Origin of the sequence: Sodalis sp. RH20 (assembly GCF_047324205.1) — a bacterium.
Lineage (GTDB): Bacteria > Pseudomonadota > Gammaproteobacteria > Enterobacterales > Enterobacteriaceae > Acerihabitans.
The window spans coordinates 1,211,842-1,238,398 of record NZ_CP178733.1 but is presented as its reverse complement, the minus strand read 5'-3'; the positions used below and the strand labels follow the sequence as shown (position 1 = coordinate 1,238,398).

The following is a 26,557-nucleotide window of genomic DNA, read 5'->3' as shown; positions in this document are numbered from 1 at the left end:
TATGGGCGAGACAGCGGTTATCGGCGCAGCGGGGGTGTCTGCGGTGATCCAGTCGTTTCTTGCCTGGCTGGTGGCTTGTTTCAGACCATTGGGCCTGAATTATGCTTTTGTGCTCGATCCCATCGACCGGCAGGCTTTTATCGCCGGTACATGGGTCTCGCTTAAATTATGCCTGTTGACCATTCCGATCAGTTTGCTTATCGGCGTCCTGATCGCGGCGGCCATGACGCGCAAATCCCGCTGGATTGTCGCTCCGGTCAGCGCCTTCGTGGAATTTACCCGCAATACCCCTGCGCTGGTGCAACTTTACTGCGCATTTCTGGTGCTGAATATGCTGATCGGCCAAAAAATAGCGGGCGGCGCCAGCCCCATCACCCCGCTGATGTGGGTGGTGCTGGTGGTGGCGGTTCACAAAGCGGTATTCCATGCTGAAGCCCTGCGCGCCGGCATCGAAGCGGTTTCGCCGATTACCCTGGAAGCGTCGCGTTCACTGGCGTTCACCCCCCGCCAGACCTTCTGGTATGTCCAGTTGCCGCTGGCGGCGCGTTTCGCCCTGCCCTCGCTTATCAATAATCTGGTCGATCTGGTAAAAATGACCGCGATTGCATCGGCTATCGCGGTGGGCGATGTCACCTATGCGTCAATTATGATTTGGTCCCAGCGCGACAACGTACTTGAGCTGCTGTTGCTGATTCTTATCTGGTTCGGATTGTTGACCTGGATGGTCAGCGCCGTCGGTCACTGGCTGGAACATCGCCTGAGGATGCCCGGATATGGACAATGACGTCTCCCTGAAATTGCATGCTGCGAATTCCGGCCGCCGCGAAATTGTCTCGGCGGTCTGTTCCGACCCCTGGTTTATCGCCTTGCTGATGCTGTTGGCGCTGAATCTGTTTTGGCTGCTTAGCGGCACTGCGCCGCCAAGCATCAGGTTGCTATGGCACTGGCTGCCGGCGCTGTTGAGCGGAATGTGGACCAATATTGAAATCAGTATTGTTTCCATGGGGCTTGGCACTGCGGCCGGCCTGATATTCGGCGCGCTGTCTTTGTCGCCTTCGCGGCTGCTGTGCCGCCTGGTGCGGGGATATGTACAGGTATTCCGCAACGCGCCGGTGCTGGTATTGATCTATTTCACCACCTACGTTTTTCCTTTTGAATTTACTTTATTTCACTGGTACCTGCCCTTTCCGGACTGGTTAAAAGTCGTTATCGGGCTGGGATTATCCGCCAGCGCCATCATTGCCGAAATTTTCCGCGGCGCCATACAGTCCATTCCCAGCGCACAGTGGGAGGCTGCGCAGTCGCTGGCCTTCCGGCGCGGGCAAATTTTTCGTTATGTCATACTGCCCCAGTGCGTGCGACGCATGTTGCCGCCCTGGATGAACCTGTATGCCGGCATCACCATGAGCACATCCCTGGCCTCTCTGGTGGGGGTCCACGACCTGGTCGACATGGCCAGCATCGCCAGTAATACCGTAGCGCGAACTAACTTCACCGTTTTGGTCTATTTCACCCTGTTACTGTTCTTTTTCATCTATTGCTACCCTATTGCCCGTTTGACGAGGCTAAAGGAAAAACGACATGCGCGATCCTGATACCCGCTCCTCACTTATACGCAGCGGTGCGGACAAACCTCTGGTGCGGCTTAATAATGTCCATCTTTCATTCGATGATAATGAGGTACTCAAAGGCATCGATGTTTCCGTCCGTAAAGGCCAGTCGGTATCGATCATCGGCCCCTCGGGATCGGGGAAATCGACCATTCTGCGCAGCATTACCGGGCTATTGCGGCCACAAAAGGGCGAGATAGAGGTCTGCGGCATTCCGGTTCATACCCTGCGGTCGGAAAAGGAATTTGTCGAGCTGCGTCAGCGTGTAGGTTTTGTTTTTCAACAGTACAACCTGTTTCCTCACCTGAGCGTACTGGAGAATCTGGTGATCTCCCCCATCAAAGTGCTGGGCGTATCGCGCCAGGAAGCGACGGAACGGGCGTTCGGGCTATTGCGCAAAGTCCATATGGAGCATAAGGAGACCGCCTATCCGGGGGAACTCTCCGGCGGCCAGCAGCAGCGGGTGGCGATTGCCCGTGCGCTCGCCATGCAGCCTGAACTGATTTTATTCGACGAAGTGACCTCCGCGCTCGACCCGGAAATGGTCGGAGAAGTTCTGAACGTGATCCGCAATCTGGTCCGGGACGGCATAACCTGCGTGCTGGTGACGCACGAAATGCGGTTTGCCGAGGAGGTCAGCGATATCCTCTATTTTACCGAAGCGGGGCACATCATCGAATCCGGCAATCCCGAACGGATTTTCAGGCAGCCTCGTAACGAACGTACCCGGATTTTCCTGCGGCGCGCCCTGGGTGAAACATCGGGGTCGCGGGCGGCGGCGAACATGTGACCTAATAGGGCGAACACAACCGGCTTGAGATTAATAGGGGTGATATCCCTAACGCGCAGGGCGCGCTAATTTCAGCGGTCCTTCGATCATATCCAGCACACCGTGTGCGGCGGGAAATGCTTCGGCAAGGGATGCCATGCGGGGTTTAACAGCATCAAGATAACGCTAACCTGCCTGGGTCTGGTTCAGTTTGCGGGTGGTGCGGTGGAACTAGCAGATCCCTAAGTTTTTTTCCTACTGCAAACGCACCGCTACGGATGCAGAACGGTTTCCCTGACGCTTATGCCGGCCTGGCGCAGAGTGTTTTCGCCGAATGGTCGCAATCGTCGGGCGCTGGACGTGGCGGAAGCCGTATGGGGGGCAGCAAACGACCCTGCATATCATTTAAAAGTGGTATGGCAAGGCATAAAGATAAGACGCTTCAGGTATGGTCTGATGAAATACGGTATCAAAAAACGACAATATTTTTATAGGCCAATGGCGAAAAAAATCGCGACGCCGCCTTGATGCCGTGCAAAACCTCATCATTTATTACCCAGATTGGGTAAACTGTTCCCCATCGTGCACGATGCGGTGGCCAATGGCTCTCGATTGGTCAGAAAGCGCACGCTGCGGCGACAGGATAGTCTCGACGATGAACAGCAATGCTTCACTGGGAGCGCTGCCTGAGCTCAATGCCGCTTCCTATTTTTCCCCCGCGATTTTCCGTTGGTTCCGGGGGTCAGGAAGATGAAAATTCGCAGCTAAGCCCGAAGGGTGTTCCCGACTGCTGTCAGCATCAATAATGGCGAATTCTAATGAAAAGCTGCCGCAGTTTAAAACCGGTACTCGTTGGATAGACAGAACCTCACCTGCTTCTCCGTAGAATAATTGACAGCTTCTTATAGCCGGCAATATCGGAGAATGCCTTCATTGAGGCATGTCGTATCCCGACATCATGCACAGCCTCGCTGATGACAGCGATAAAAAGACCTTAAGTTACCCTGAGCGATATGCTTTACGATTAGCATCACCGGTATTCTCAAGATGTTTAAGTATCGCTTCCCCGCTGGCTAGCGTCCGCAGCTTATACCGCGTACCGCGAGCTGGGAGGGAAAGAGATAACAAAGGATAACCGTGAATGGGATAGCTCCGGGACTAATCGCGGACACAAGATTTTTCTGTGACCCACTTCCGCCAGAGCGGATGCGCAGCATTGCCGAAGAAACTTCATTAGGTCGTGCTGGAGAACCTGATGAAATTGCAGCAACAGTTTCGTATCTGGCTTCTTACGAAGCCACTTTCATCACTGGGGTAACAATAGCGGTAAATAGAGGGCTGAGTCCTGTTGCTCAATTCTGGGGATTTAAAAGCGTCGTTTTGATCTTCCAGAATGCAGGTTCGCCTCATTGCCCCCATGGTCTCGACTGAACTTACTGAACTTAAGTGACGTACGGAACTCACGAAGAAGCTGTACTGACTCATGCTCCTTATGGTAATCGCTCTGCTGAGAGATGAGGGCAAGGAGATTATCTGCTCCTTTATCAGCCTTCTGGAGCCAGTCAACAAATTCATGGTGGCACAACTCGTAGAAAGACGATAAGCCTTGACCCCATCCAACAGTTTGCGGGCCGGCTTTTCGAGATCGTCCAACCGGAGTACATATTCCCGTTTTTACTTCCTAACTTAGGCGCTGCAGTATGACCACTCAGGCAAAAAAAATCAGATTTAGCGATTTCCACGAATGTGTCGCGCATTGGGTTCGGGGACTTTATCGACAGTATAGAGACGTCATACGGAATAGGCGTCTCGGGCTCGGAAATATCGAGGAAACGCACACCAATGGGCCTCGTCGCGGTGAGGAGGCATGGCCTAACCGGTATTGCAAATACGGCATCAGCCACCGCGAACTGCAGGGGATGCTGGCCAATCACGGTGTCTACGTAGATCACACCACGATTTACCTCTGGGTTCAGCGCTATGCGTCTGAGCCTGAAAAACGGCTGCGTTAGTACTGTCGAAATCCCTCTGACCTTAGGTTGTTTTTCAGAAACTTGGTATTTGTAATGTGCGAATATGAAGCATCTATGGCATGCGTGGTGTGCGGAATTCGGTTGCGAAGACGCCCAATATGACCACTACCATAGTGGTTCCTACGAGGGAGGTAGCCAACCAGCCACCGAGATAATAGGTAGCTGATCCCAATGCTGATCCCATTGCACCGCAAAGGAATATGACAGTCATGTATGCTGCGTTCAGGCGACCGCGCGCCTCTGAATCGAGGCTCTGGATGGTGCGCTGGCCGAACACCTGATTCGCCTGCGTTGACGCATCGAGTATAATCGCGGCGACCACCAGAATCAGCAGTGATCCTGCAGCTTGTCCCCACCCACTGATGAGCAGCGCAATGGCGGCGCACAACAATACCAGCCCAGTACCGGATCTTGAACCGCCACGATCGGCCACCATGCCAGCCAGCGGTGTCGAAAGCGCGCCGGCCGCTCCCGCCAGCGCGAAGGCGGAAATACCCATCTGTCCCATGCCAAAGCGGACATGCAGCATCAGCGGACCGGCGGTCCAGAACATGTTGAAAACCGCGAACAGCGTACCCTGATAGGCTGCGCGGCGCTGCAGAGGACGCGACGTGGTTAGAAGGCCTAGCATGGATCGGAGCGTTGCAACATAGCCTCGGCTGGGTCGGGGCCGCCATCGTGGCAAGGCCCGAGCCAAAAGTAATAACGTGCCGAGCATCACGACGGCTGAAAAGATAAATATTGCTCTCCATCCCCAATGGGCCGTAAGAAAACTTGCTAATGGGCGGGACAGCATGATGCCCACCACCAAACCGCCCATTATGTTGCCAATGACCTGGCCGCGCTTCGTCGCCGGCGAAAGTTGCACGGCAAGTGGAACCAGGATCTGGCTGCCCACGGTGCACATGCCAAGCGCAAGGGATGTGATGAGGAGGCCAGGAGCACTGCTGCTGGCCACGCCGAAAAGGCTAAGTATAGTGCCGGTTGTAGTGATCAAAACGAGCCGGCGGTTTTCCACCAGATCGGCCACACAGACTAGAAAGAAGAGCCCGATCCCGTAACCGAGTTGAGTCGTGGTGACAATCAGCCCGGCCAGGCTCGCGGGCAACTGTAGGCTGGCTGCGATGGGCCCCGCAATCGATTGAGAGTAATAAACATTAGCCGTTGTGGCACCGCAGGCAAGGGCGAATAGTAAGACCGTGGCTTTTGATAGCTGCTTTGTCTGCACGGCGGCAGGTAGCAGGTTAGGTCGAGTCGTCATTATCTGCTTATTTGCCTCCCACTACGACTGAAAACGTACTATCAGTGAAGTCCATAGAGTTGTTCCCGAGAGGCTCACCGAAGTTCGACGGCACAATTGCCCCATGCATGCGTGGTAACTACGCGCGCGTCTGAGGATGCATTACCGCCCTTCCCATCACAGCAAACAGTATAAACCTTGCGGAATATATTGATAATTGGTTAAATAACGAAAATATATTTCAGGAATTCCGAAGAACATTAGCGAACCTGCAGCTTTACCTGATGATTATTGAAAAGGGCGGCCTGTCGGCGGCGGGCCGGGAATTCGGACTTTCGCCAGCTTCAGTTTCAGAGCGCCTTGCCATATTGGAGTCATACTACGGTGCGACCTTGCTCACACGAACGACCCGTTCTTTCAGTCTTACCGATGAAGGAAGAGTCCTAGCCGAAGGCGCACGGCGTCTGCTCGCCGAGGCGGAGGAACTGGAGAGCCGAATCAAATCAGGGACGCAAAAACTATCAGGCCACGTTAGACTGACCGCGCCCGTCGATCTGGGACAGACTCGTATCGTGCCCATTCTCGACCGCTTTCTCGAAGAACATCCCCATGTCACCATCGACCTCAGTTTGACCGACAGCTTCGTGGATCTGGTGAGCCAGGGAATTGATTTCGCAGTCCGATACGGCACATTTGCCGACAACACGCTGATAGCCCGCCCCATTGGCGAGAATCGGCGTTTGATCTGCGGAGCGCCAGATTATTTGCAGCGTAAGGGCATCCCCCCTATGTCAGTTGTCGCCTTATTTTTCATGGGGTTTATCGTTTGGTGGACTTCCAACGATCTTTCAGTCCGCAACTGCTCAAGTCTCAGGAAATGATGCCGAACTCGCTACGGCAATGTTGACAACAATCTACAACATCGGAATTTTTGGCGGCAGCGCAATTGGAGGTTTTCTTATCAGCGTATTTGGAGTCGACAGTCTTGCGGTGTTCTCACTGCTTGCGGTACTTGGTGCGCTGATCGTAGTGTGGAAAGGCGCCCGCCACGCCTTTCCCAGGTAATCAAGATGCCATATCACGCTTTTTTATGTGAACCTTGCGCAAGCTATCTATCAATTGTATGCCTTTTCAGCCAATAACGTAGCCAATTTATTGTCGGTTAGGTATTGATACCCGGCTACGTCAACACATCCCAATGTATAATGTTATCAACAACGCTATGCTGCAGAGGTTGACGCAAGCTGACAGCTATCTGAGGATTGTTCAACAGCAGGCGGCGCTATTGGTGCAACAGCGTATCCTGCATCCTGGCTATTAAAAAATGCTCTCGTGCAAGGATAATGCCACCGCTCAATTGTAGGGGGCCTTTATGCGCTGTACTTACTGCATTCGCGACAAAGGAGAACTAAAACCCCGTGGGATAATGAGCGGGCCGGCGATGTCCACCCCACTCGCCGCTTACCCGCCTTGTATCCGCATAACATGATTTGGCCATGCGAGCGGCTTTTAGCCGCTGGACGTACGGCATCGGTAATGCCAATCCACTTGGTTATGAACCCGGCCGGCTAAAAGGTGAAATTTTTTGCCAGGGCGCAGCATTCTCATACTGCGCGGCGGTATCTATCAACCGCCGTTCGTTCCCCTGGGGGGCCACCAGTTGGATACCGGTCGGCAGCCCGTCGGCATGTTCCGGCGCAGGCAGGGCTATCGCGGGACAACCGGCAAGACTGACCGCGGCGGTAAACATCCCCACCGCCCCAGCAACGGCGGGACGGCCGCCGATAACAGCCGGATTGGCGGCGGCGCAGTCCCAGCCGGCGGTAGGGGTTACCGGAGTCATGATCAGATCATAGCGGTTGAATATATCCCTGAAAGCCCAGCGCAGCGCAGTAACGGCATCCAGGCCTTCCACATATTGGCCCGCTGTGATTTGCCGCCCTTTCTCCGCCATGGTCATTACCGCGTCGCTCACCTTGCTTCGCCAATCCTGTTGCCCTGACATCACCCTGGCGATGCCGGCATTTACTAAGGTGGAATAGAGGCGATAAGCCTCGTCCGGATTCCATAAGGGCCTGACTTCATGGACAGTATGGCCCAGCGTGCGCAACACCTGTTTGGCCAACGTGGCTGCGGTCAGCACACTCTTATCGATATACCAGCCGGCGCGGCTGTCCGTTACGACATCGAAACAGGCGATATTAAGTCCCCTGCTAGAGGTCGCCAATCCGATAGTATCGCTGAGTACCGACATTACGGTGTTAAGATCCGCGACATTGCGGGTTAGCGTGCCAATCACCTGGAGATCGTTGGCCAACGGCGGAAAACCGTGTCGCCGTTCCACTGTTCCGATTGACGGCTTAAACCCGACGATACCAGTATGGGCTGCCGGCTTCCTGATCGACCCGCCAGCATCAGTGCCGATAGCGAAGGTACACATGCCCGAGGCAACGGCAGCCGCCGCTCCGCCGCTGGAACCGCCGGGGGTTTTTGTTGTATCCCAGGGATTTTTGGTGATGCCGAACAAACGGTTACCGGTATATCCCGCCATCGCCAATTCCGGAGTGTTGGTTTTACCGACAAAAACGCAGCCCGCCGCGATTAACCGTTCGATGGCAATATCGCTGCGCGGCGCGATAAAATCCCTGAATAATTCACTCCCCCACGTGGCCTTGAGGCCGCCAAAATAAAGATTGTCCTTTACCGTAAAAGGAACGCCGTCTAATTGGCTTAACGGTCGGCCTGATTGCCAGCGCAGAGAAGACGCCCTGGCAGCGCGCCAGGATAGTCCGGTATCCTGAGTGACAATAGCATTAAGAATGGGATTGATGTGTGAAATTCTTTTCTCAATAGCCGCCAAAGTATCTTCCGGCGTAAAAAGACCCTGTTGATATCCGCCAGCCAACTGACAAGCATCAAGCTCCCATAATCTATTTTTATCCACGGGCAGACATTCCCCATTGTAGCAATATATATTGATTATTTAAATAAATACTCCAAAGCCGCCGCCTACACATCGGCTAGAAAAATAATATCCCCGGCCAGACTCGGGTTAACTCAATAATCATCGTAAACTATGCATCAGCATTTTTAGCTGCTTCATGTTTTATCAGCTTTCTGAGTTCTGCCGCTAATGCCACAAAGTCCTGACTCAACGGGTTGCCGGAATCAATAAGATTAACGTCTATCACTTTTTTGATATGGCCAGGTTGGGTTCCCATCACCACGATCTTATCCGCTAAAAAAATAGCTTCTGAAATACTGTGGGTGACAAAAATCACCGTCTTGCGTTCTTGTTGCCAGATCCGCTTCATCTCTTCCTGCAACGACTCGCGGGTTTGCGCATCCAACGCCCCGAATGGTTCGTCCATTAATAATACTGTCGGGTTATTCGCCAGCGCGCGGGCGATGGCCACCCGTTGCTTCATGCCACCCGATAAGTCCCGGGGCAGGCGGTCCTGGTACGGTAGCAACCCCACTCTTTCCAGCACCGTTAGCGCAATGTCTCTTTGTTGCAACCGGGAGTGCCCTTTCAACATGGGACCAAACGCAACGTTTTCCATCACTGTTCGCCAGGGAAATAATGCATATTCCTGAAAGACCACCCCCCGATCGGGCCCTGGACCGGTAACCCGCGTGCCATCTACCCAAATTTCACCGCTGGTTGGCGTGATAAACCCGGCAATCATATTTAATAACGTAGATTTACCGCAGCCTGATGGCCCCAACAGACAGGTAAAGCTGTTTTGTTTTAATTCCAAATCCACCCGATCAAGCGCGAGATGATCTGCATATTTTTTAGTGACGCCTTTAATAAAAATCCTGTGATGGTTTTCCGCATCATCCGGTACACTAATAGTGTCTTGTAGGCTAAGCATTTAAAATCCTTGTTAGTCTCTCCAACCCAGCAGCCTGGTCTCAATCATGGTTAGGAATAAATTGACCATATAGCCAAAAAAACCAATGATTGCAGCCCCAAGCAGCATTTGAGAGACGGAAAAATAGGTTCTGGCGTTATTGATGTAATAACCCAGCCCGGAGTCGGCGCCAAGAAATTCCGCCGCGACAATAACAAAGAAAGACAAAGAAAGCCCAAGCTTCAGGCCGGTGAAGATGAATGGTGTTGCTGCCGGTAATACCACATAGCGAAACATCTGCTTTTTATTGGCGCCTAAGCTTGCACCTGCCCGCAACAACAATTTATCCACATGTTTAACGCCATCTACCGAGGCGGTGAATATGGGAAAAAAAGCTGAATAGGCAATAAATGTCACCTTCGACAGCTCGCCGATGCCAAACCACAGCACCAGCATCGGTAAGAATGCCAGTGGAGGTATCGGGCGCAATATTTCAAACAAGGGTTCGATAAAGAAGCCAGCCGATTTGCTCATACACACCAGCAGTGAGAGCCCAATACCGGCGAACGCCGCAATAACAAAGCCAGCAAGGATGCGGAACAGACTGGCCCCAATATCCACCTGAAGCTCACCGGAACGGATCGAGTCGACAGCGGCATCGATAACGTCCATCGGTGAAGGCAGCAGCAGTGGATTGACAAAGTTCAGACCGGCTTTATTCGCCCAGGTTACCGCTATCCAAATCAATAAAAAAACGCAAACGGCAATCCCGGTCCTGAGCAGATGTGATCGATGAGCGTGGGCGTTATGCATGGCTTGGGCCCCAGTGCACTCTGATGGGATCCACACCACCCAGAGGCATGGGATCGATGGCCTTCGCCATGTCCGGCAATGAGGAAACCCGTTTATTGGCCAGCGCCCACTGTGCGGTTGATCTAAAGGTATCCGCCAATTCATCGGATAGCGAGAGTTTATAAACGCTGTTGTCGACCATCACCCTCAGCGGACCGGCAGGTACCTTCAGCACGCTCTCAAGGGCGGCCAACGATTCTTCTTTATGGGAATAAAAATAGTTTTCGGCATTAATCAATGCCCTCAGCAGCGACGCCGTGGTGCGGGGATACTGCTTTACCCAGTCCTGACGCGCAATAAGAGTCGAATGCTGATATAATAGCTTGTCGCGTTCTGATAATTTTGTCGGCGGCTGTGTAAAATAGAGGGTATTGCCCGTTGCATAGAGCGTGCCGTTTAATTGCTGTAATCGATATAAGAAGGGTTGCCAAGACAATAGCATATCAACGTCTCCGCGACTGGCCGCGACTACGCCTTCGCTCGGTTCCATATTCATCATCCGGATTTTCCTGACGTCAAAATGATACTTTTCAGCCAGATGAGATAAAATTAATGGGTTATTCGCGCCTTCGGTGAAAGCGCATCGTTTGCCCTCAAGCACAGACGGTGACTCCGGATGAAAACCTGGCGCCAATACCAGCCCTTGTCCACCGGATATATCAGCGAAGGCGCAGAGTATTTTTGCCGGTATGTTACGGGAGGCCAAAATAATCTGGCTAAGCGGATTGCCGACGCCGATGGGAAATCCGCCGCCCATAATGGTCAGCATGTCGCCACTAGACTGTTGCCAGCGGATAGTGACATCAATGCCCTGAGCCTGAAATAATTTAAAATAATCAGCCAAGGCCAATTGCATGCCTAATTGCGGATCCCGCACTCCCAATAATTCAAATTCAGTCAATTCATTTTTACCGCTTATCTCGGCGCTATTCGCCGTTTTTACGAGTAACGGCGAAACGGCGATGGCACTAAGAAAGGTTCTTCTGGTCAACATGTGTGTTTCTCCCAACTTTTACGCTTAATTAATGGAAATGATGAGATAAGCCGAAGATTATATTTTCAACTGCAATGATTTAATAATATCCAGATTGACTTCGACCCCGTGGCCCGGAGTGTCTGAAATGTTTACCATGCCGCCTCTAACGGAAAGCGGAGCAGAAGTCACGTCCTGGCTTAAATAATCCTGAGTAAAACTTACACCAGTATTTAACCGCGACACGGTGGCGGCTAAATGAGCCATCGCGCTGGAAGCCACGCTGGACTCCGCTATTTTGCACGCCAGCACCACATTGCCGTTAGTACTGTCACAATTCAGAACGCCGGCTAAAATGTGGTTATAAGTACCAAACTTCAATAATTTAAGATTGAACCACATCACGCCGAGATGACGTTCCCGCAAAATATCGGCGTCGGTATGCAGGCTTTCATCCGCCGCGATGTCCATCAGCGAGGAGTGAGCCAATAACATTTTCAGTCCATCGTCATCCGCAGGTTTCAACGGTTGCTCAAGATATTGCAGGCCCGCTGGGGAAGCGTGACGCATAAACTGAAGAGCCTTATCCACGTCCCAGGCCATATTGGCGTCGGCCGATAATGCAATTTTATCGCCATGGGTCGCGCGGATGGCGCAAATCCGTTCAGCATCTTCTAGCGGATCGTCGATACCAACCTTTATTTTAAAATAGCGATATCCTGCTCTGATTGCGTCGGTTAACGTTGCGTCATCCTGCGATTGGCCGGAACCACTTAATATCTTTAACGCTGGAATACTATCCCTTCTCTTATTCCCAAGCAGTTGCCACAGCGGGATATCTTTCTGACGAGCGACCAGGTCGGCAATCGCCATGCACAGTGCGGACTTGGCGGTTGTTGCTCCAGCGATAAGCCGGTCGATCTTATATTCAATTGCGGTAAAATTATCGGTATCCTCGCCAATTAAATGCGGAATAAGGGAATAATCTAGTGCAAATAATACATCAACCAAATATTCCCCAGTCATGGTCGCAGCAATGCTCGCCTCCCCCCAGCCATGGTGATTATCCGATGAAAGCACCCTGATGAAGACGTTCACAGTGGATTCAATTTTCTCACTGGCAAGCTTCATCGCCTGCTTAAGCGGCAAACGGACCGGATATATTTCTATTGACTTGATTTTACTCATACCGACGTTATCCCAATTGACGTTTTTATAGGATCGCCCTCACCAAATAATACCTGTTCAAGGCTATATAATTCCGCGATGGCGCCATAGCCCAGATCGTTGATTCTGACGAAAGGCGGTTCAATATTTAATCGCCGCCACATATTTTTCACCCCCTCGCTTACCCCCCTTTGATACGCCTGTACTTGTCCCACTACGCCGGACAGCACAATAGTTTTAAGCGTGAAGCAAACTGAAAGGGAAAATATGGCTTCGCCGAGCACAACACCCGCCGCAAAAAAACTGTCTTCGATTTTTTTATCACCGGCATTCAGCCGGGAAATTAAATTCAATAATTTTCCGGGTTCGATTTCATCCAGTAATATCGGTGCAAATCGGTACTCATCGCCGCTGCTTTGCTTGACCAGTGAATAACCGGACGCTTTCGTCAATAAACATCCCCTAGCACCGCATAGACAGAGATCGTCGGCACCGAGAACAGGAATGTGCGCAATCAGCCGATCATCGTTGATATTTCCATGGGCAATGCCGTTAATCAGTACATACGCCCCGATACCGAAGGCGATATAGATCAGAAGCGTCGCGTCCTTGCTCTTATAAGGATCCGGCGCAACGGAGTTGAATTCCAGAGGCCGCTTTTCAGAGAACACCTTTTCCCCTATGCTCAGCGCTTCGCCAATGGTTCCCAGATAAACAGGAACCTTAAAGAACTCCCCCAGCTTATGGGTAATTAATTGATTATTAAGAACATGGATCGAAGAAATACAAATTTTACCCTGTCTTTTATCAACCGCACCGATGGTCACTACTCCGATACCAATGATTTTATTTTTACTGATATTATTTTCAGACAATACCCCGTCAATTTTATCTATCAGGTCCTCAACCACGGTATTGCCGGAGCCTTTAAGAGTATCGGTAAGATCGCTGCGGGCAAGTTGCTGGCCGCGCAGGTTTATTATCGATACGCAATGCTCAAACGCGGTAAGGCACACCGAAATAATAAACTTTGAGGTGACGCTGAGCGCCAGGGGCACCTGCCGGCGGCCGGGTCCTTGCGCCTGTCCCTGCGGCGCAGCTTCACTGATTAAATCATCCTCGATCAATTCCCTGACAATACGGGAGATTGCCGCCTCGGATAAACTGAGGGTTTTAGCAATATCCGAACGTGACATCCTTCCATGCCGGCTCAGAGCATGAATGATCAGGCTGCGGTTATACTCTCTGATATTCACCGTATTACGGCCTTTTCCTTGTTCGTTCATCATCAGTCCAGCACCGCCACCGCTCTGATGGGGCTTCCCGTACCGCCTTTTATTTTCAACGGGAAACCGATAAATTTAAACCGGCCTTTACCGACCAATAACTCTAAATGTTCCAGCCCTTCCATATGCGTGAATCCCATATCCCGGCATACATGATGAACTTCGAAATTATTCCGTCCCGTCCGCCCGGGGCTCATGGCTTCGACCCCGAACATAGCTATGCCCTGCTGCCCCAGCCAGGTTGCGGAATCTTTGGTCAATCCCGGAAAATCGGTAATGTGCCCGGGCGTGCCCAGGGTTCGTTGATTGAAGGCCATATAGAGCAGTACGGTATCTTTCGCTTTTATTTCCACGCCGGCCTTCACGATGGCATCTTGTAAATCCTTCACACTGATATCACTGTTCAGCGGCTTGTGAGATAAATCCAGGCAAACCGCCTCGGTATAAAAGTTCTCCAGGGGCATTTCGTCGATAGATTTCGCCTGTGATGAATCATCAAAATGGTGAGGGGCATCGACATGTGTTCCGCTGTGCTCTCCCATGACCAGCAGATTCACTGCCGTTGAAAATAGATAGCCCTCCGCTGCCCTCTTCTCCTCATGGGTGGTAAATGGGGTAATGCTTACGGTGGGATGATTGGGTAACCGCTGCATTTTGTGGCTTATCTCTCTGCTCAAATCGATTAATTGCATTTGGCTTTCCTTTTGATCTTTCTTATAACTAATTGATTAATATAAATATTACCCTTATGAGAGGTCTGCAATCTCAATTCAAGAGACATTTGTATTATTTGCTGTCAGTAAGTAATTAATAAGCAAACAACATGCCAACCGACTGGGCATTCGACACCTTCAGGGTTACCCCCTCGTCTAATTAAAAATTATTCAAACAAGATGATTGTGTTATCAAAGAATTACCTGGTTAAAATTCCGAAGGAAATGCGGAAACGCAGAGAAAATGAACTTGCCCCTGCGCTACAACCTTAGTTACGTTTAACATTCTTTGCACAAAAAAAGTTCATTTTACGCGATACTTCGCACTGTGAACGCACAAACTCGCTTGGCGAGCCAGCGTCAACGGTAACATTCCGGAGCCGGCCGATGAGCTCCCCTGCTCAACGCAAGGCCTGCGCGTTACATTTTCCAGCGCTATCACCCATGCCGGCAGCACCAAGACCCATCATTTTGTCCTCGCTCAACACCATGACCGTTCAATAAAGCCTGGCATGCGTCAGGTGGCAGTCAGCCCAAGCTTGCGCATCCTATAAATGAGTTGGCTCAAAGTTATTCCCAGCCGCTGCGCGGCTCGTGACTTGTTACCACCGCAGTGGGAAAGTGCCAGTTGGATGGAGTTGGCATCGCTGGGTTCGATACGGGACGAAAAAAGGTGCGCCTGGGAGCTCCCTGCGGCGTCAAGAGGATCGTCCGCAGGCTGGTGCGTCGCAGCGGCTTGTTCATGTTCCAACAAAGCGGCAACGTGCTGGGCATCGATGATGGGTAATTCCGACAGTAAGACCAATCGGTTAACCACATTTTGCAGTTGGCGGACATTCCCCGGCCAGGTATAACGGATCAGCGCGGCCAGCGCCTCCGCGGAGCATTGCACCCGGCGCTGGAAACGCGCGCCGCTCTCTTCAATGAAATGCTGAATCAGCGTAGACAGATCCTCCGGACGCTCCCGCAGCGAGGGTAAAAATATCGGCACCACGTAGAGCCGATAGAACAAATCCAGCCTGAATCTCCCCTCGGCGACCTGCTGGCGAAGGTCCAGATTCGTCGCGGCGACTATACGGACATTGATCGACCGCTCCTCCCCGCCGCCGACTCGCTGAATCGTTTTTTCTTGCAATGCCCGTAATAATTTAGCTTGCAGATTCAACGGCAATTCACCGATTTCATCGAGGAATAATGTACCGTTGTCCGCCTTTTCAAAATGCCCTTGCTTGGTTTTGTCCGCTCCTGTAAACGCGCCTTTTTCATGGCCGAACAGCTCTGATTCAAACAGGTTTTCCGGCACGGCCGCACAGTTCATTTTGATATATTGTCCACTGCGTTTGCTGGCGATATGCACCGCCCTGGCAAACAGCTCTTTGCCGGTGCCCGATTCGCCGATCAGGAGTACCGTGACATCACTGCCTGCCACCTGTTCAATTTGGCGGATGGCGGCGCGAATTTTATCCGAATCGCCATAAATGCCATATTCCAGCATGTCATGCTTCAGGGCCTGTCGTAGCGTACGGTTTTCATGTTCCAGCGCCACGGTATGCATTTGGACCCGCTCGGCAATAAGATCTTCCATGCGCAGCATTTGAGCGATATGACCCACCACTTCGCGCAAAATCTCAATATCCGCGGTCAGGTTACGCGAGATACCGCGAAAGCGATTGGCGCAAAATACTCCTCGGGCTCTGCCGTTGAGCAGGATGGGGAAGAAAAACATCGACGTGACGCCGCTGGGTAACGCATCCCTGGTCACTGAACGCCATAAATAATTAGGTTCTGAATCGATATCCTGAACAATGGTCATCTGACCCGACAAGAATACCTTGCCGGTGACGCCTTCATCTGGCTGCAATAGGCCTCGCGCTTTTTCCCGCAGTGTCAATCCATAAGCGCAGCGGATGGAGAGCAAGCCGCTTTTATCGTCATAGATAAACAACCGACCTCGATTAAGCCCCAGGATCTCCGACAGCAAATGGAAAACCTCGCGAAGATTTTCGTCGGTATCGGTATAGCGGATGAGAATTTTCGCCATCTCCCGGCGAAAAAACAGTTCGTGCTGAGCCCAGTCGACATTGACATGCACTTCCGTAGTCAGTTCTGCTCGCGCGGAGGGTACCTGCGCGATATGGGGTTGTTGCATGGTCTTATCCTCTCTTTTTGAGAAAATGATCCGGGGAGCGATGTTGGTGGGCGCGACGTTAAGTGTGAGTTTCTCAGCGGCGCGGTGAATAAGTGAAAATTTAAAAATTATTAATAATTTATTAATTTGTCAATAAAATTTGAGTAATAAATCGACCTCCCCAACAAGGATTGACTCCTGTATTTACGCGGTTATATATCAACAACCTTATGATTTTTATAAAATTATATATTTATTTACTCCATTCATCACCGTTTGGCCCATAGTTTGCTTTATAAATCTATAACAGTTAAGGCTGACGGAACCAAAGGACAAAAACCATAATCCACTGGTTAAACAAAACCGTATTCACGTTAATGGTAGGGGACAGAAATGCGCGCGATGGTATATGACTCGGCTAATTCCTATTCCACAGGGATACGTCCTCCGGTGGTCACGATAACAAATCTCCGCAAATGTTTTGGTGCAGACGTTATTTACGATAATTTCAATTATGAGTTCAAACCCGGTACGTTTACCGCCATTTTTGGTCCGAATGGCTGTGGCAAATCGACATTAATCAATATGATGGCCGGGCTCACCCCTTATGACGCGGGCCAAATACTTTATAATGGCAAGGATGTCAGCAAAACCACTATCGGCTACGTTTTTCAAAATTATCGCGAGGCGTTGTTTCCCTGGTGGAAAGCCAGGGAAAATATTGAATATCCGTTGAAGATAAAAGGCATGAAGGCCGCTGAACGCCGTCGGCGCGTCGATGAATTGATAGTACAATTTGATATCAAATTTGACCTGGAGCGTTACCCTTACGAGTTCTCGGGCGGGCAGCAGCAATTGCTATCCATTTTAAGAGCCCTGGCGCCCCGACCAGAAATCATCTTTCTCGACGAGCCCTTTTCCGCTCTGGATTATGAAATGACTCTATTCATCCGGGAAAAGCTGCAACTGATATTTGCACAAAGCAAGATTGCCATGGTGTTGGTTTCGCACGATCTAGAAGATGCGGTATTTTTAGCTGAACAGGTGATGATGTTAAGTAAACGCCCGACCCGTCTGGTTGAAATGATCCCGGTTAATTTGCCTTATCCGAGAAATGATCTGACTTTGCTGCATCCCGATTTTATTGAAGCCAAACGGCATAGCCTCGAAATTTTCCAACAGGAGGTTCGCCGGCCATGAAACAGTCTTTTTTTATTGCCGCAAAGTCGGCGCGAACCTACAAGCCAAATTTTTCCTCGCTCTTTTTACGACTGCTACGGCCGGGGATTATCGGTCCGATAGTATTAATCGCGTTCTGGAGTCTGGCCCACTCCGCCCACTGGGTGACCCCGCGGCTTCTGCCCGGCCCGTTGGAGACGTTTTATGCTTTTACGCAAAGCGTCGTAGACGGCGGTTTGTGGGCGGACTTCATCCGCACGGTATTAAGGACGGTTTACTCTTTTCTGATCGCCGCCGCCATCGGTATTCCGGTCGGTATTACCATAGGAGCGAATACCGGCATTTATCGCTGCGTGGAATTCATTATCGATTTTTTTCGATCCACACCCGCGACCGCGTTATTCCCGCTGTTCTTGCTGATATTCGGTATCGGCGAGGAATCGAAGATCGCTATCGCGGCGTTTTCCGCCTGCCTGGTTATTCTTTTTAACGTAGCGTACGGCGTGATGAATGCGCGCCAGACGCGCATCCTGGCCGCCAGGGTCATGGGTGCCTCAAACTGGCGCATTCTTCGCGACGTGCTTTTGTATGAATCATTGCCGCAAACTTTTATTGGCTTAAGGCTAGGCGTCTCTTATGCACTGGTGGTGATTATCGTCGCGGAAATGTTTATCGGCTCCTCCGTTGGCATGGGCCACCGGATTATTGATGCGCAACAGGTTTATAACCTGGCTGAAATGTACAGCTCCATTATTGTCACCGGCTGTATCGGTTATCTCATCAACTTACTTTTCCTGCTCATTGAACGCCATTTCATTAAATGGTCTGGAAAATAATATTATTATCGCTGAAGGAAATATTATGAAACGCGTTATTTTATTGTCGATAGCTACGGCCGCAGTCCTGTTTTCTTCGCTTTCTGCACAGGCCAATGAAAAAGTAACCGTCGCTTGGCTACCCATTATGCAAACCACGGCCTTTTATATTGCCATGCATGATAAATTATTTGAGAAAGCGGGTATTGATATAACCGCCGTTAAATTTGAAAATCCTAATCAAATAATTGATTCACTGGTTTCCGGTCAGGCCGATGTCGGCGCGCCCGGCTCCGCCGCCGGTATAGCGGTGTTGGCGGAATCACGTTTTCCCGGCACGTTCAAAGTATTCGGACTGCAGGGCGGCAGCATCAAATACCACCGGATCAATGATGCGCTGATTGTCGCCAATGACTCGACGATTAACAGCTTTGCCGATCTCAAAGGCAAATCCCTGGGGCAATTACCTGGTGTACAGTGGCGAACCATCGCCCGTTATATGGTCCGCCAGGCCGGGCTTGATCCGGATAAAGATATCCACATGCAGGATATAGCTACCGGCTTACAGGTGCCCTCGGTGGTATCAGGGAGCGTCGATGCCACATTATCTCTTGAACCGGTCGGCTCTATCGCGGTGGCGAACGGCGACGCACAGCGGGCATTGACTAATCCCGCCGAAACGCTGATAGCCGACCCGTTTTATTCCGGCGTCTCGCTACTCACCACCAAGTTCCTCAAAGAGCGCCCTGAAACCGCCAAAAAAGTCGTGGCGGTGCTTGACGAGGCGACCCGTTTGGCCAATGAACGTTTCGCCGCTTATCGTCCGGTCATTGCCAATTATACGCCGATTAAAAAAGATCAGATTGCGCTGGTGGCGCAACCCTACCTACGCGCCTGGAAAGACATTGGTCCCGAGGATATTCACTCTTATCAGGCGCTGGTGAATGTATTTGAAAAAGAAGGCGTGCTGAAGACCCCGATGGACGTCAGCACAATGATCCTGCGTAACTCAGACTTTGCAAAGTGAGAACCCCATGCCAATAACGTTTAATGCCGCCGTGGTACAGACCCTTGCGGTGCTCGGCGATCTCAAAGCCAATATCGCTCTCGCTACCGACGGTGTGAAAGAAGCCGTACGACAGGGCGCAAAACTGATTGTTTTGCCGGAATGCATGAACACCGGCTATTTGTTCGACTCGGCGCAGCATTGCCGGGCATTGGCCGAACCGGTCGATGGCAAATATTGCCGGGCGCTGGCGTCACTCTGTATCGAATATAACGTATTTATCGCTTCCGGCATGACTGAACTGGGCGACGACGGCAAAATCTATAATTCGGGAGTCTTGTTCGACCCAACAGGGGTGCTGATTTGCCATTATCAGAAGCAATTTTTGGCAACCCATGATCAGAACTGGTTTGAAGTGGGCATTAAAGGCAATCCCTGGGTAGATACCGAACTGGGACGGTTGGGATTATTAATTTGTTTTGACGGACGTATCCCTGAAATCGCCCGTTGTCTCGCGGCGCAAAACGTCGATGTGGTCATTGATATGGCTAATTTTTTCGCCATGGATCAGGCCGAATTGTGGGTGCCGGCCCGCGCTTACGAAAATGGCTGTTGGATTATCGCCGCCACCAAGTCCGGCGTGGAGCGCAGTATCTATTATCCCGGCGGCAGTATGATTGTTGATCCGCAGGGCCGGGTGCAGGCCCGAATACCTTACGATACCCATGGCGTGGTGACCGCCCGGGTGGAGCTAGCTGGCAACGCGGCCAGTCCATGGTCGTTCGGCGGAGACAAGATGGCGGACCGGCGTCCGCCGGCCTACGGTATTATCGCGCAGCCATTCGAGACTACGCCACTGTCAGTTTTATTACGCGAACCGCTGGTGGCGGCACTGAGCAGCAGCAAAGTCGCCGCGGTGCAAGCCCATGTTTCAGCCGCCCATACCCTTGACGATGCCCTGGAAATGATAGAGCACGCGGCGCAGCTGGGCGTCAAGGTCATGGCGCTGCCGGCCTGCTTCGCCTCTCCCGTCTGGTGCCCGGACCAGGATGAGGCGCGGCGGCTGGCACGGGAGGCTGAGACCGTTATGAATGCCGTTACCGGCATTTGCAAACGCCACCAGGCATTGGTTGCCCTGCCCTCGACCACGGGAAAGAACGGCCAACTGCGGCATGAGCTGCTGTTAATCGGCCCGGACGGTATTATGGGACGCCAGCCCCAGGTGCATAACGGACCGCGCGCCGCTCAGTGGGCCTCCGGCGCCGAAGCAGGCTTCACGGTGTTTGATACCCGCTACGGCAGGATAGGGTTACTGAACGATTACGACGGCATGTTCCCTGAATCGAGCCGGGTGCTGACCCTCCTTGGCGCCGATATCATCTTATGGAGTTGCGCCTGGGAACACCCGAACCAGCGTAATCTACTGGCGGTGACCAAAGCCGAAGATAACCGTGTCTATATAGTCTGCGCCAATCGAACCGATTCGCCCTTTCCAGGCGGTTCCCTGGTTATCCCGCCCACCGGTTTTACCAACTGGAACCTCTCTTTCCTAATACCACCTGATATCCGGTGGGGGGCCGTTACGCCACTGTATGCTCACCGCGCGCTGACGAGACAAAAGGAAATGATTCCTGGTGTGGATATGGTGCGCAACCGCCAGACAGGCAGTTATTCAGTACTGATTAATTCATGACGTAGTGTATGTTCACCGGGCGGCACATGTTTTTATTATATTATCAAGCAGCATCTGTTTGAAAAGCCATTAATGCCCCATTAATTACTTTATAAAAAAGTGATGTAAACATGGAGTCACCGCTATTTATCCAATGACGCAAGACAAGCTAATAATAATGAAATGAGAAACGCCCGGTGACTCTTCACTGTGGCAAAGAGATGTTATTCTTAAAAGGAGAGAATATGAAATATGCCAGCGGATGTATTGTCGCAGCCACCCTGTTGGGTCTCGGAATTTCGCCTTTACGGGCCCAGGAAAAATTGACCCATATCCGAGTCGGCCATATGGTGGCGCTGGATATGGCGCCGCTTTTCGTGGCGAAGGAAAGCGATTGTTTTACACAGCAGGGACTGGATGTGGAAACAATGTTTTTCGCCAATCCCGGCGACAATAACGCGGCATTATCGGGCGGCGCGATTGATTTCAGCTTTCTGCCCTTCACCCTGCCGTTTTTCGCCGCTAACAGCGGCGTGCCGATCCGAGTGATTTCCGCCGGCGGCGGCTGGGGCGTCATGGAGGTTGTGGCGCAAGGCAAATTGGGTTTACATGATATGGCTGAGCTGAAAAGGTATATTCAACAACATCCCGGCCATCCGCTGAAAATAGCCACCTTGCAAGGCGACACGCTGGAATTAATTCTGGATCGGCAATTCGCCAAAAGCGGCATTGATCCCAAAAGTGTGGAATTGGTGTATTTCAACGATCTGCTGGCAATGGTTGAAGCCTTCCGCGGCGGTCAAGTTGATATTCTAAGCCATATAAAACCCTATACCACTGATATGGTAGTAAATAAAAACGCATCGCTACTAGCCAATAATGCCTCAACCTGGTCATTAAATTCACCCAATACGGTAGTCAGCGTATTGGATAAAACCCTGACCGAGCGCGGCCCGGTGGTTAAGGAATTCCTCAGCGGTCTGATCTGCGGCGCAAAAATCATCAATGAACACCCGGATCAAGCGGTGAGCTATTTAGATAAAGGACATTATTTCCGGGTTTCGTCCGCGGTACTCTCACAGGCGCTGAAATCCGCATCGGCGCCAATCAGTTTTACCCCGGATCTAAAATCCATACAAAGCGTGGTGGACGATATGAGCCGTCTCGGCTATATCAAAACCGGCGTACGCGCCGAAGATATTTTCCGACTGGATACCATCCGCGGCCTGGAGAAGCAATGAGCCGGTTTATAACGCGCCTGCAAGCCTGCCTGCCGGTACTGGTCGGTACTGCGTCCGTCGGTACGCTGGTGATGGTCTGGGAGCTTGCCGGCGCGGATGGGGGCTCGTCCCTGGCGGCGGTATTGCCGCCGCCCAGCCATTTTTTACGCACCATTGCTGAGAGCGATTTCCGGATCGGACTGGGCAGCCAATCCTCGCCAATAATTGATTCTGTTTTGGCAACGTTCGCCCGGGTTTTCTGCGGTCTGGCTCTCGCGTTTGCCGCCGCGATATTGAGCGCGGCGCTGCTTAGCCTATCGCAGGCGGCCACCTGGATTATCAGCCCGGTTATCTATCTCTTGTCCCCTATCGCGCCCATTGCCTGGATCCCCGCCGCCATTACTTTGTTTGGCATTGGCAACGATACGGCAATATTTATTGTTTTTATGGGGGTCTATTTTATCCTGACCATCGGGACGTTGGCCGAAATCCGCCGGCTGCCGGAAGAGTTCCTGATTGTGGCCCAGGATTTGGGCGCAAACGCATTGCAACGCTGGCTTTGGGTAGTGCTGCCGGCAGTATTGCCGGGCGCGTTCACGCTATTGCGCACCAATTTTATCGCGGCCTGGATGGCGGTGCTGGTGGCGGAAATGGTGGGATTACACGACGGCCTGGGTGCTATCATTATGATGGGGCGGAATCTGTTCAATAATGATCTGATCATGTTCGGCATGGTAGTCATTGGCCTGTCCGGTTTTATCGTCGATCGTTTGCTGGCTTACATTGGCAAATATCTGCTCTGGTGGAGGGTGTAAACCATGGCCGCCGACGCCGATAACGCCTTGTTCCATGTCGATCGCTTCAGCGTTGCCTACGCCGGGGCCTCACCGCTGAAAGAATTATCCTTGACGCTGAATCGGGGGGACATTACCTGCATCTTGGGCAAATCCGGCTGCGGCAAAACCACGCTGCTTAAAGCCCTGGGCGGCTTTGCGGTCGGCCATACCCAGGGAACCATTACTTTCCAGGGAAAAACGCTGCAAGGCCCTAACCCCGATAGCGTAATGATTTTTCAGGAAAACAATCTATTCCCCTGGCTAACGGTCAGACGCAACGTAGAGTTCGGCCTACGGTTCTCCGGGAATGTTTTATCACGCCGGGAACGCCAACTGCGCATCGAAGCGATGCTGGGCACCGTCGGCCTGCTCGACGCGGCCCACCGCTACCCGTTCCAGCTCTCGGGCGGCATGCGCCAACGCACCGCCATCGCGCGTGCGCTGGTTTCCAACCCCAGAGTGGTGCTGCTTGATGAGCCTTTCAGCGCGTTGGACATCAGCCTGCGCCGGCGGATGCAGCTGTTTCTCAAGCAATTGGGGGAGGAACGGCGAATATCGATGGTCATGGTCACCCATAACGTTGAAGAGGCCATTACGCTCGGTCATCGGGTGATTGTGCTGGGCGGGCAGCCGGCACGGATTCTGCTTGAACGCGAGACCCGCGCCGGGGCCTTCGGCGATCGCTACTCGACGGTGTTTCTCGATCTGCAACGGGAAATCGAATCCATTATCGATTAAGGAGTGGCGATGAACGGTATTCATGACATGGGCGGATTACATGGTTTCGGCCCGGTCAAGGTTGAAGCGGATGAACCGGTGTTCCACAGCGAATGGGAGAGCCGCGTTTTTTGCATCACCCAGCTCATCGATACGCTGGGGATATGGAATCTGGACGAACACCGCCATGAAATTGAACTGATGCGGCCGGCGGATTATCTGGACGCCGGCTATTACGGCCGATGGCTGTTTGCCATGGAAAGACTGCTGCACTGTAAAGGCATCGTATTCAACGATGAACTTGAAAACCGGATTGCCGAGTACTGGGCCGATGTCCGCCACTACAGCCAATCCGCTGCCAGACAGCGCAATTGGCCGTTGCCGGCGTCGGCCGAAGTCCGCTGGGGCGCCTGGCGCAAGGAGGCGACCGTGACGCCCCGCTATCAGTTGGACCAGCAGGTCAAGGTACGGAACATCCACCCGGCGGGGCATACACGGGTAGCCAATTATATCCGCGGCAAGGAAGGCATTATCGTCAATGTTCACGAGCAGGCATGGGTTTTTCCCGATACCCGGGCCCACTACCTGGGCGAGAAGCTACAGCCCGTTTACAGCGTAAAGTTCTGCGCCAAAACCCTATGGGGTCCACAGGCGGAAGCAGACGTATTTAACCATGTTGATCTGAGCGAAGATCATCTGGAACCCATAGCAGGAGATAAGCATGAGTGATAATCACAACCACGAAAAGCCCTGGCAAGCGGTCCGCACTGAAGCGATGGAGAGCCTGCTGGCCGAAATCGGGGTCATTCAAACAGACAGTGTCGACAGGATAGTCCGGCACTACGAGGAAAAGGTCGGTCCGCAGACCGGCGCGCGCGTGGTGGCCCGCGCTTGGGTGGATGCCGCTTTTAAACAACGCCTGCTCCACGACGGCCTGGCAGCCTGCGCTGAACTCGGCATCGGTGGTCCAGAGACCGAATACCTGACCGTGGTGGAAAACACCGCCGATCTCCATAACGTTATTGTCTGCACCTTGTGCTCCTGCTACCCCTGGCCGATTCTCGGACTGCCGCCGGCCTGGTATAAATCCAGCGCCTATCGTTCAAGGATAGTGCGGGAACCTCGCCGGGTACTGGCGGAGATGGGGTTGGAGTTACCGCCTGAGGTCACTGTACGCGTCTGGGATAGCGTTTCGGAAATCCGTTATCTAGTGCTGCCCCAGCGGCCTCCGGGAACCGAACGGCTGGATATGGCGGCCCTGGCCGCTTTGGTGACCCGGGACGCCATGATTGGCGTAGCCCGCGTGGCCCCGCCAGCCGCGCCAGCCGCGCCGGCAACACTCGGCGCAGCCCGACAGGCACCCATTAACCAGGACGGCAACTGATGAACCCGACCGATTTCTTAACTCAATCGCTGACGGACCGGCAATTTTTGCAATCCGTCGCTTTTCCCAATCCTTGGGCGGCCAGAGCTTTTGGATTGACCCTGGCCGCCGCCGAACAACGTTTGTTTACCCTGACAGAGTTTCAGCAATGCCTGATCGGCAGCATTGGCGAATTGGAAGCACAAGGACAGGCCATCACCGGCGAAGAACAGTATTACAGTTGCTGGATAGAAGCGTTGAGCCGATTACTCAAGCAAAAACGATTGCTGACGCCGGACAGATTACAATCCGAAGAACTGCGGATACGGGATTATACGCGGCAGTTGCATCAGCATCAGCCGCCTCATTACCCGCCCCGTCCATTGGTAATTCAGGAGGGCCGATGATTATCGCCGGCGAGCCGTACGATTTTCCGATTTCCGGTGATATGGCAACGACGGACAGTGCGTTATTGATTATCGATATGCAACGCGACTTTTGCGATCCGCGGGGATACATGAACCATCGTGGCGATGATATTTCCGCTGCGAGGGCGATCATCCCCGTCATCGAACGCGTGCGCGACGCCGCCACCCGTGCCGGGATCAAAATTATTTATACCCGGGAGGGCCACCGCCCCGACCTGTCCGATTTACCGTTAAGCAAACGGCTCAAGACCGCCAGGGCGGGGGCTGAAATCGGCGCGCGCGGCCCGTTGGGACGGCTGTTGATCCGCGGAGAACCGGGGTGGGAACTGGTGCCGGAATTACAACCGCGCGGCGAGGAAGCGGTAATCGATAAGCCTGGTACCGGCGCTTTCCACGGCACCGATCTGCACCATATCCTGGTCAACGAAGGCATCCGTAACCTGATACTGACCGGCGTGACTACCGGCGTATGCGTATCGTCCACCGCACGTGAAGCCAGCGATCGCGGCTACAGCGTTCTGGTGCTCAGCGATTGCTGCGCCGAGCCCGATCCGCTTAACCATGCGATGGCAATCGGATTGCTTAAAATCGAGGGCGGCTATATGGCCACCGTATCAACGGCGCGACACTTTATCGCCTCATTGACGCCACGAACCACCCCCGCGCCGCTGCAGAAGTGAATGGCGGAGTTCC

The 26,557-nt window shown here is 52.5% G+C and carries 25 protein-coding genes and 2 pseudogenes; 17 read left to right on the top strand and 10 right to left on the bottom strand.

Features of this window, described 5'->3' with window-relative positions:
• The first annotated feature begins 1 nt into the window (after position 1).
• The 3 genes from ACL2XM_RS05730 to ACL2XM_RS05720 are packed head-to-tail and all read left to right on the top strand — an operon-like array spanning position 2 to position 2,400.
• On the top strand, positions 2 to 784 hold the full coding sequence (locus ACL2XM_RS05730; RefSeq protein ID WP_413729986.1) for an amino acid ABC transporter permease: 783 nt from the start codon (positions 2 to 4) through the stop codon (positions 782 to 784).
• Positions 774 to 1,595 (top strand): amino acid ABC transporter permease, encoded by an 822-nt coding sequence (locus tag ACL2XM_RS05725; RefSeq protein ID WP_413729985.1) that lies wholly within the window; start codon positions 774 to 776, stop codon positions 1,593 to 1,595. The genes ACL2XM_RS05730 and ACL2XM_RS05725 overlap by 11 nt, the downstream gene beginning before the upstream one ends.
• A complete protein-coding gene (locus tag ACL2XM_RS05720) occupies positions 1,582 to 2,400 on the top strand; it encodes an amino acid ABC transporter ATP-binding protein (RefSeq protein WP_413729984.1) in 819 nt (272 codons plus the stop codon). Before ACL2XM_RS05725 ends, ACL2XM_RS05720 begins: the two co-directional genes overlap by 14 nt.
• A gap of 384 nt (positions 2,401 to 2,784) precedes the next feature.
• Here ACL2XM_RS05720 and ACL2XM_RS05715 read toward each other — a convergent pair.
• Positions 2,785 to 3,075 (bottom strand): annotated as a pseudogene (locus tag ACL2XM_RS05715) (hypothetical protein).
• A gap of 441 nt (positions 3,076 to 3,516) precedes the next feature.
• Between ACL2XM_RS05715 and ACL2XM_RS05710 the strand changes: the two are divergent.
• Both ACL2XM_RS05710 and ACL2XM_RS05705 read left to right on the top strand, forming a co-directional pair.
• The gene (locus ACL2XM_RS05710) at positions 3,517 to 3,810 is read left to right on the top strand and encodes an SDR family oxidoreductase (RefSeq protein ID WP_413729983.1); all 294 of its coding nucleotides are present in this window, start codon (positions 3,517 to 3,519) and stop codon (positions 3,808 to 3,810) included.
• A 392-nt stretch (positions 3,811 to 4,202) separates the two neighbouring features.
• Positions 4,203 to 4,388 (top strand): annotated as a pseudogene (locus ACL2XM_RS05705) (hypothetical protein); the annotation flags it as partial.
• Between the two features lie 76 nt (positions 4,389 to 4,464).
• On the opposite strand, the gene ACL2XM_RS05700 reads toward ACL2XM_RS05705, so the two are convergent.
• Positions 4,465 to 5,673: an MFS transporter gene (locus ACL2XM_RS05700; protein WP_413729982.1), complete on the bottom strand. Its 1,209-nt coding sequence runs from the start codon at positions 5,671 to 5,673 to the stop codon at positions 4,465 to 4,467.
• A 140-nt stretch (positions 5,674 to 5,813) separates the two neighbouring features.
• Here ACL2XM_RS05700 and ACL2XM_RS05695 point away from each other — a divergent pair, with 140 nt between their 5' ends.
• Positions 5,814 to 6,533, top strand: coding sequence for a LysR family transcriptional regulator (locus ACL2XM_RS05695; RefSeq protein WP_413733195.1), 720 nt, complete (start codon positions 5,814 to 5,816; stop codon positions 6,531 to 6,533).
• Between the two features lie 671 nt (positions 6,534 to 7,204).
• On the opposite strand, the gene ACL2XM_RS05690 is transcribed toward ACL2XM_RS05695, so the two are convergent.
• From ACL2XM_RS05690 to ACL2XM_RS05655, 8 genes are all read right to left on the bottom strand, one after another.
• The gene (locus tag ACL2XM_RS05690) at positions 7,205 to 8,512 is read right to left on the bottom strand and encodes an amidase (RefSeq protein WP_413729980.1); all 1,308 of its coding nucleotides are present in this window, start codon (positions 8,510 to 8,512) and stop codon (positions 7,205 to 7,207) included.
• Positions 8,513 to 8,726: 214 nt separating this feature from the next.
• Complete coding sequence (locus tag ACL2XM_RS05685) at positions 8,727 to 9,530, bottom strand: ABC transporter ATP-binding protein (protein ID WP_413729979.1); 804 nt, start codon at positions 9,528 to 9,530, stop codon at positions 8,727 to 8,729.
• A 12-nt stretch (positions 9,531 to 9,542) separates the two neighbouring features.
• Positions 9,543 to 10,322, bottom strand: a complete 780-nt coding sequence (locus ACL2XM_RS05680; RefSeq protein WP_413729978.1) for an ABC transporter permease — start codon at positions 10,320 to 10,322, stop codon at positions 9,543 to 9,545.
• Positions 10,315 to 11,355 (bottom strand): ABC transporter substrate-binding protein, encoded by a 1,041-nt coding sequence (locus ACL2XM_RS05675; RefSeq protein WP_413729977.1) that lies wholly within the window; start codon positions 11,353 to 11,355, stop codon positions 10,315 to 10,317. Before ACL2XM_RS05675 ends, ACL2XM_RS05680 begins: the two co-directional genes overlap by 8 nt.
• A 57-nt stretch (positions 11,356 to 11,412) precedes the next feature.
• On the bottom strand, positions 11,413 to 12,522 hold the full coding sequence (locus tag ACL2XM_RS05670; protein ID WP_413729976.1) for a mandelate racemase/muconate lactonizing enzyme family protein: 1,110 nt from the start codon (positions 12,520 to 12,522) through the stop codon (positions 11,413 to 11,415).
• Positions 12,519 to 13,790 carry an ROK family transcriptional regulator gene (locus ACL2XM_RS05665; protein WP_413729975.1) on the bottom strand — a complete coding sequence of 424 codons (1,272 nt, stop codon included), beginning with the start codon at positions 13,788 to 13,790 and terminating at the stop codon, positions 12,519 to 12,521. Before ACL2XM_RS05665 ends, ACL2XM_RS05670 begins: the two co-directional genes overlap by 4 nt.
• Positions 13,790 to 14,479 carry a cyclase family protein gene (locus ACL2XM_RS05660; RefSeq protein ID WP_413729974.1) on the bottom strand — a complete coding sequence of 230 codons (690 nt, stop codon included), beginning with the start codon at positions 14,477 to 14,479 and terminating at the stop codon, positions 13,790 to 13,792. Before ACL2XM_RS05660 ends, ACL2XM_RS05665 begins: the two co-directional genes overlap by 1 nt.
• 538 nt (positions 14,480 to 15,017) lie before the next feature.
• Positions 15,018 to 16,649: a sigma 54-interacting transcriptional regulator gene (locus tag ACL2XM_RS05655; RefSeq protein WP_413729973.1), complete on the bottom strand. Its 1,632-nt coding sequence runs from the start codon at positions 16,647 to 16,649 to the stop codon at positions 15,018 to 15,020.
• 372 nt (positions 16,650 to 17,021) lie between these two features.
• On the opposite strand from ACL2XM_RS05655, the gene ACL2XM_RS05650 reads away from it, so the two are divergent.
• The 11 genes from ACL2XM_RS05650 (at position 17,022) to ACL2XM_RS05600 (ending at position 26,544) form a co-directional block, all read left to right on the top strand.
• Positions 17,022 to 17,828 carry an ABC transporter ATP-binding protein gene (locus ACL2XM_RS05650; RefSeq protein WP_413729971.1) on the top strand — a complete coding sequence of 269 codons (807 nt, stop codon included), beginning with the start codon at positions 17,022 to 17,024 and terminating at the stop codon, positions 17,826 to 17,828.
• The gene (locus tag ACL2XM_RS05645; protein ID WP_413729970.1) at positions 17,825 to 18,643 is read left to right on the top strand and encodes an ABC transporter permease; all 819 of its coding nucleotides are present in this window, start codon (positions 17,825 to 17,827) and stop codon (positions 18,641 to 18,643) included. Before ACL2XM_RS05650 ends, ACL2XM_RS05645 begins: the two co-directional genes overlap by 4 nt.
• Positions 18,644 to 18,668: 25 nt before the next feature.
• Positions 18,669 to 19,649 carry an ABC transporter substrate-binding protein gene (locus tag ACL2XM_RS05640; RefSeq protein WP_413731041.1) on the top strand — a complete coding sequence of 327 codons (981 nt, stop codon included), beginning with the start codon at positions 18,669 to 18,671 and terminating at the stop codon, positions 19,647 to 19,649.
• Between the two features lie 7 nt (positions 19,650 to 19,656).
• Positions 19,657 to 21,321, top strand: coding sequence for a carbon-nitrogen hydrolase family protein (locus tag ACL2XM_RS05635; protein WP_413729969.1), 1,665 nt, complete (start codon positions 19,657 to 19,659; stop codon positions 21,319 to 21,321).
• A 224-nt stretch (positions 21,322 to 21,545) separates the two neighbouring features.
• On the top strand, positions 21,546 to 22,541 hold the full coding sequence (locus ACL2XM_RS05630; protein ID WP_413729967.1) for an ABC transporter substrate-binding protein: 996 nt from the start codon (positions 21,546 to 21,548) through the stop codon (positions 22,539 to 22,541).
• The gene (locus ACL2XM_RS05625) at positions 22,538 to 23,335 is read left to right on the top strand and encodes an ABC transporter permease (RefSeq protein ID WP_413729965.1); all 798 of its coding nucleotides are present in this window, start codon (positions 22,538 to 22,540) and stop codon (positions 23,333 to 23,335) included. Before ACL2XM_RS05630 ends, ACL2XM_RS05625 begins: the two co-directional genes overlap by 4 nt.
• Positions 23,336 to 23,338: 3 nt before the next feature.
• Positions 23,339 to 24,094, top strand: a complete 756-nt coding sequence (locus ACL2XM_RS05620) for an ABC transporter ATP-binding protein (protein WP_413729964.1) — start codon at positions 23,339 to 23,341, stop codon at positions 24,092 to 24,094.
• 9 nt (positions 24,095 to 24,103) lie between these two features.
• Positions 24,104 to 24,802: a nitrile hydratase subunit beta gene (gene nthB, locus ACL2XM_RS05615; protein WP_413729963.1), complete on the top strand. Its 699-nt coding sequence runs from the start codon at positions 24,104 to 24,106 to the stop codon at positions 24,800 to 24,802.
• The gene (gene nthA / locus ACL2XM_RS05610) at positions 24,795 to 25,457 is read left to right on the top strand and encodes a nitrile hydratase subunit alpha (RefSeq protein WP_413729962.1); all 663 of its coding nucleotides are present in this window, start codon (positions 24,795 to 24,797) and stop codon (positions 25,455 to 25,457) included. The genes nthB and nthA overlap by 8 nt, the downstream gene beginning before the upstream one ends.
• Complete coding sequence (locus tag ACL2XM_RS05605; protein ID WP_413729961.1) at positions 25,457 to 25,843, top strand: nitrile hydratase accessory protein; 387 nt, start codon at positions 25,457 to 25,459, stop codon at positions 25,841 to 25,843. The genes nthA and ACL2XM_RS05605 overlap by 1 nt, the downstream gene beginning before the upstream one ends.
• Positions 25,840 to 26,544, top strand: a complete 705-nt coding sequence (locus ACL2XM_RS05600) for a cysteine hydrolase family protein (protein ID WP_413729960.1) — start codon at positions 25,840 to 25,842, stop codon at positions 26,542 to 26,544. Before ACL2XM_RS05605 ends, ACL2XM_RS05600 begins: the two co-directional genes overlap by 4 nt.
• The last annotated feature ends 13 nt before the right edge of the window (positions 26,545 to 26,557 follow it).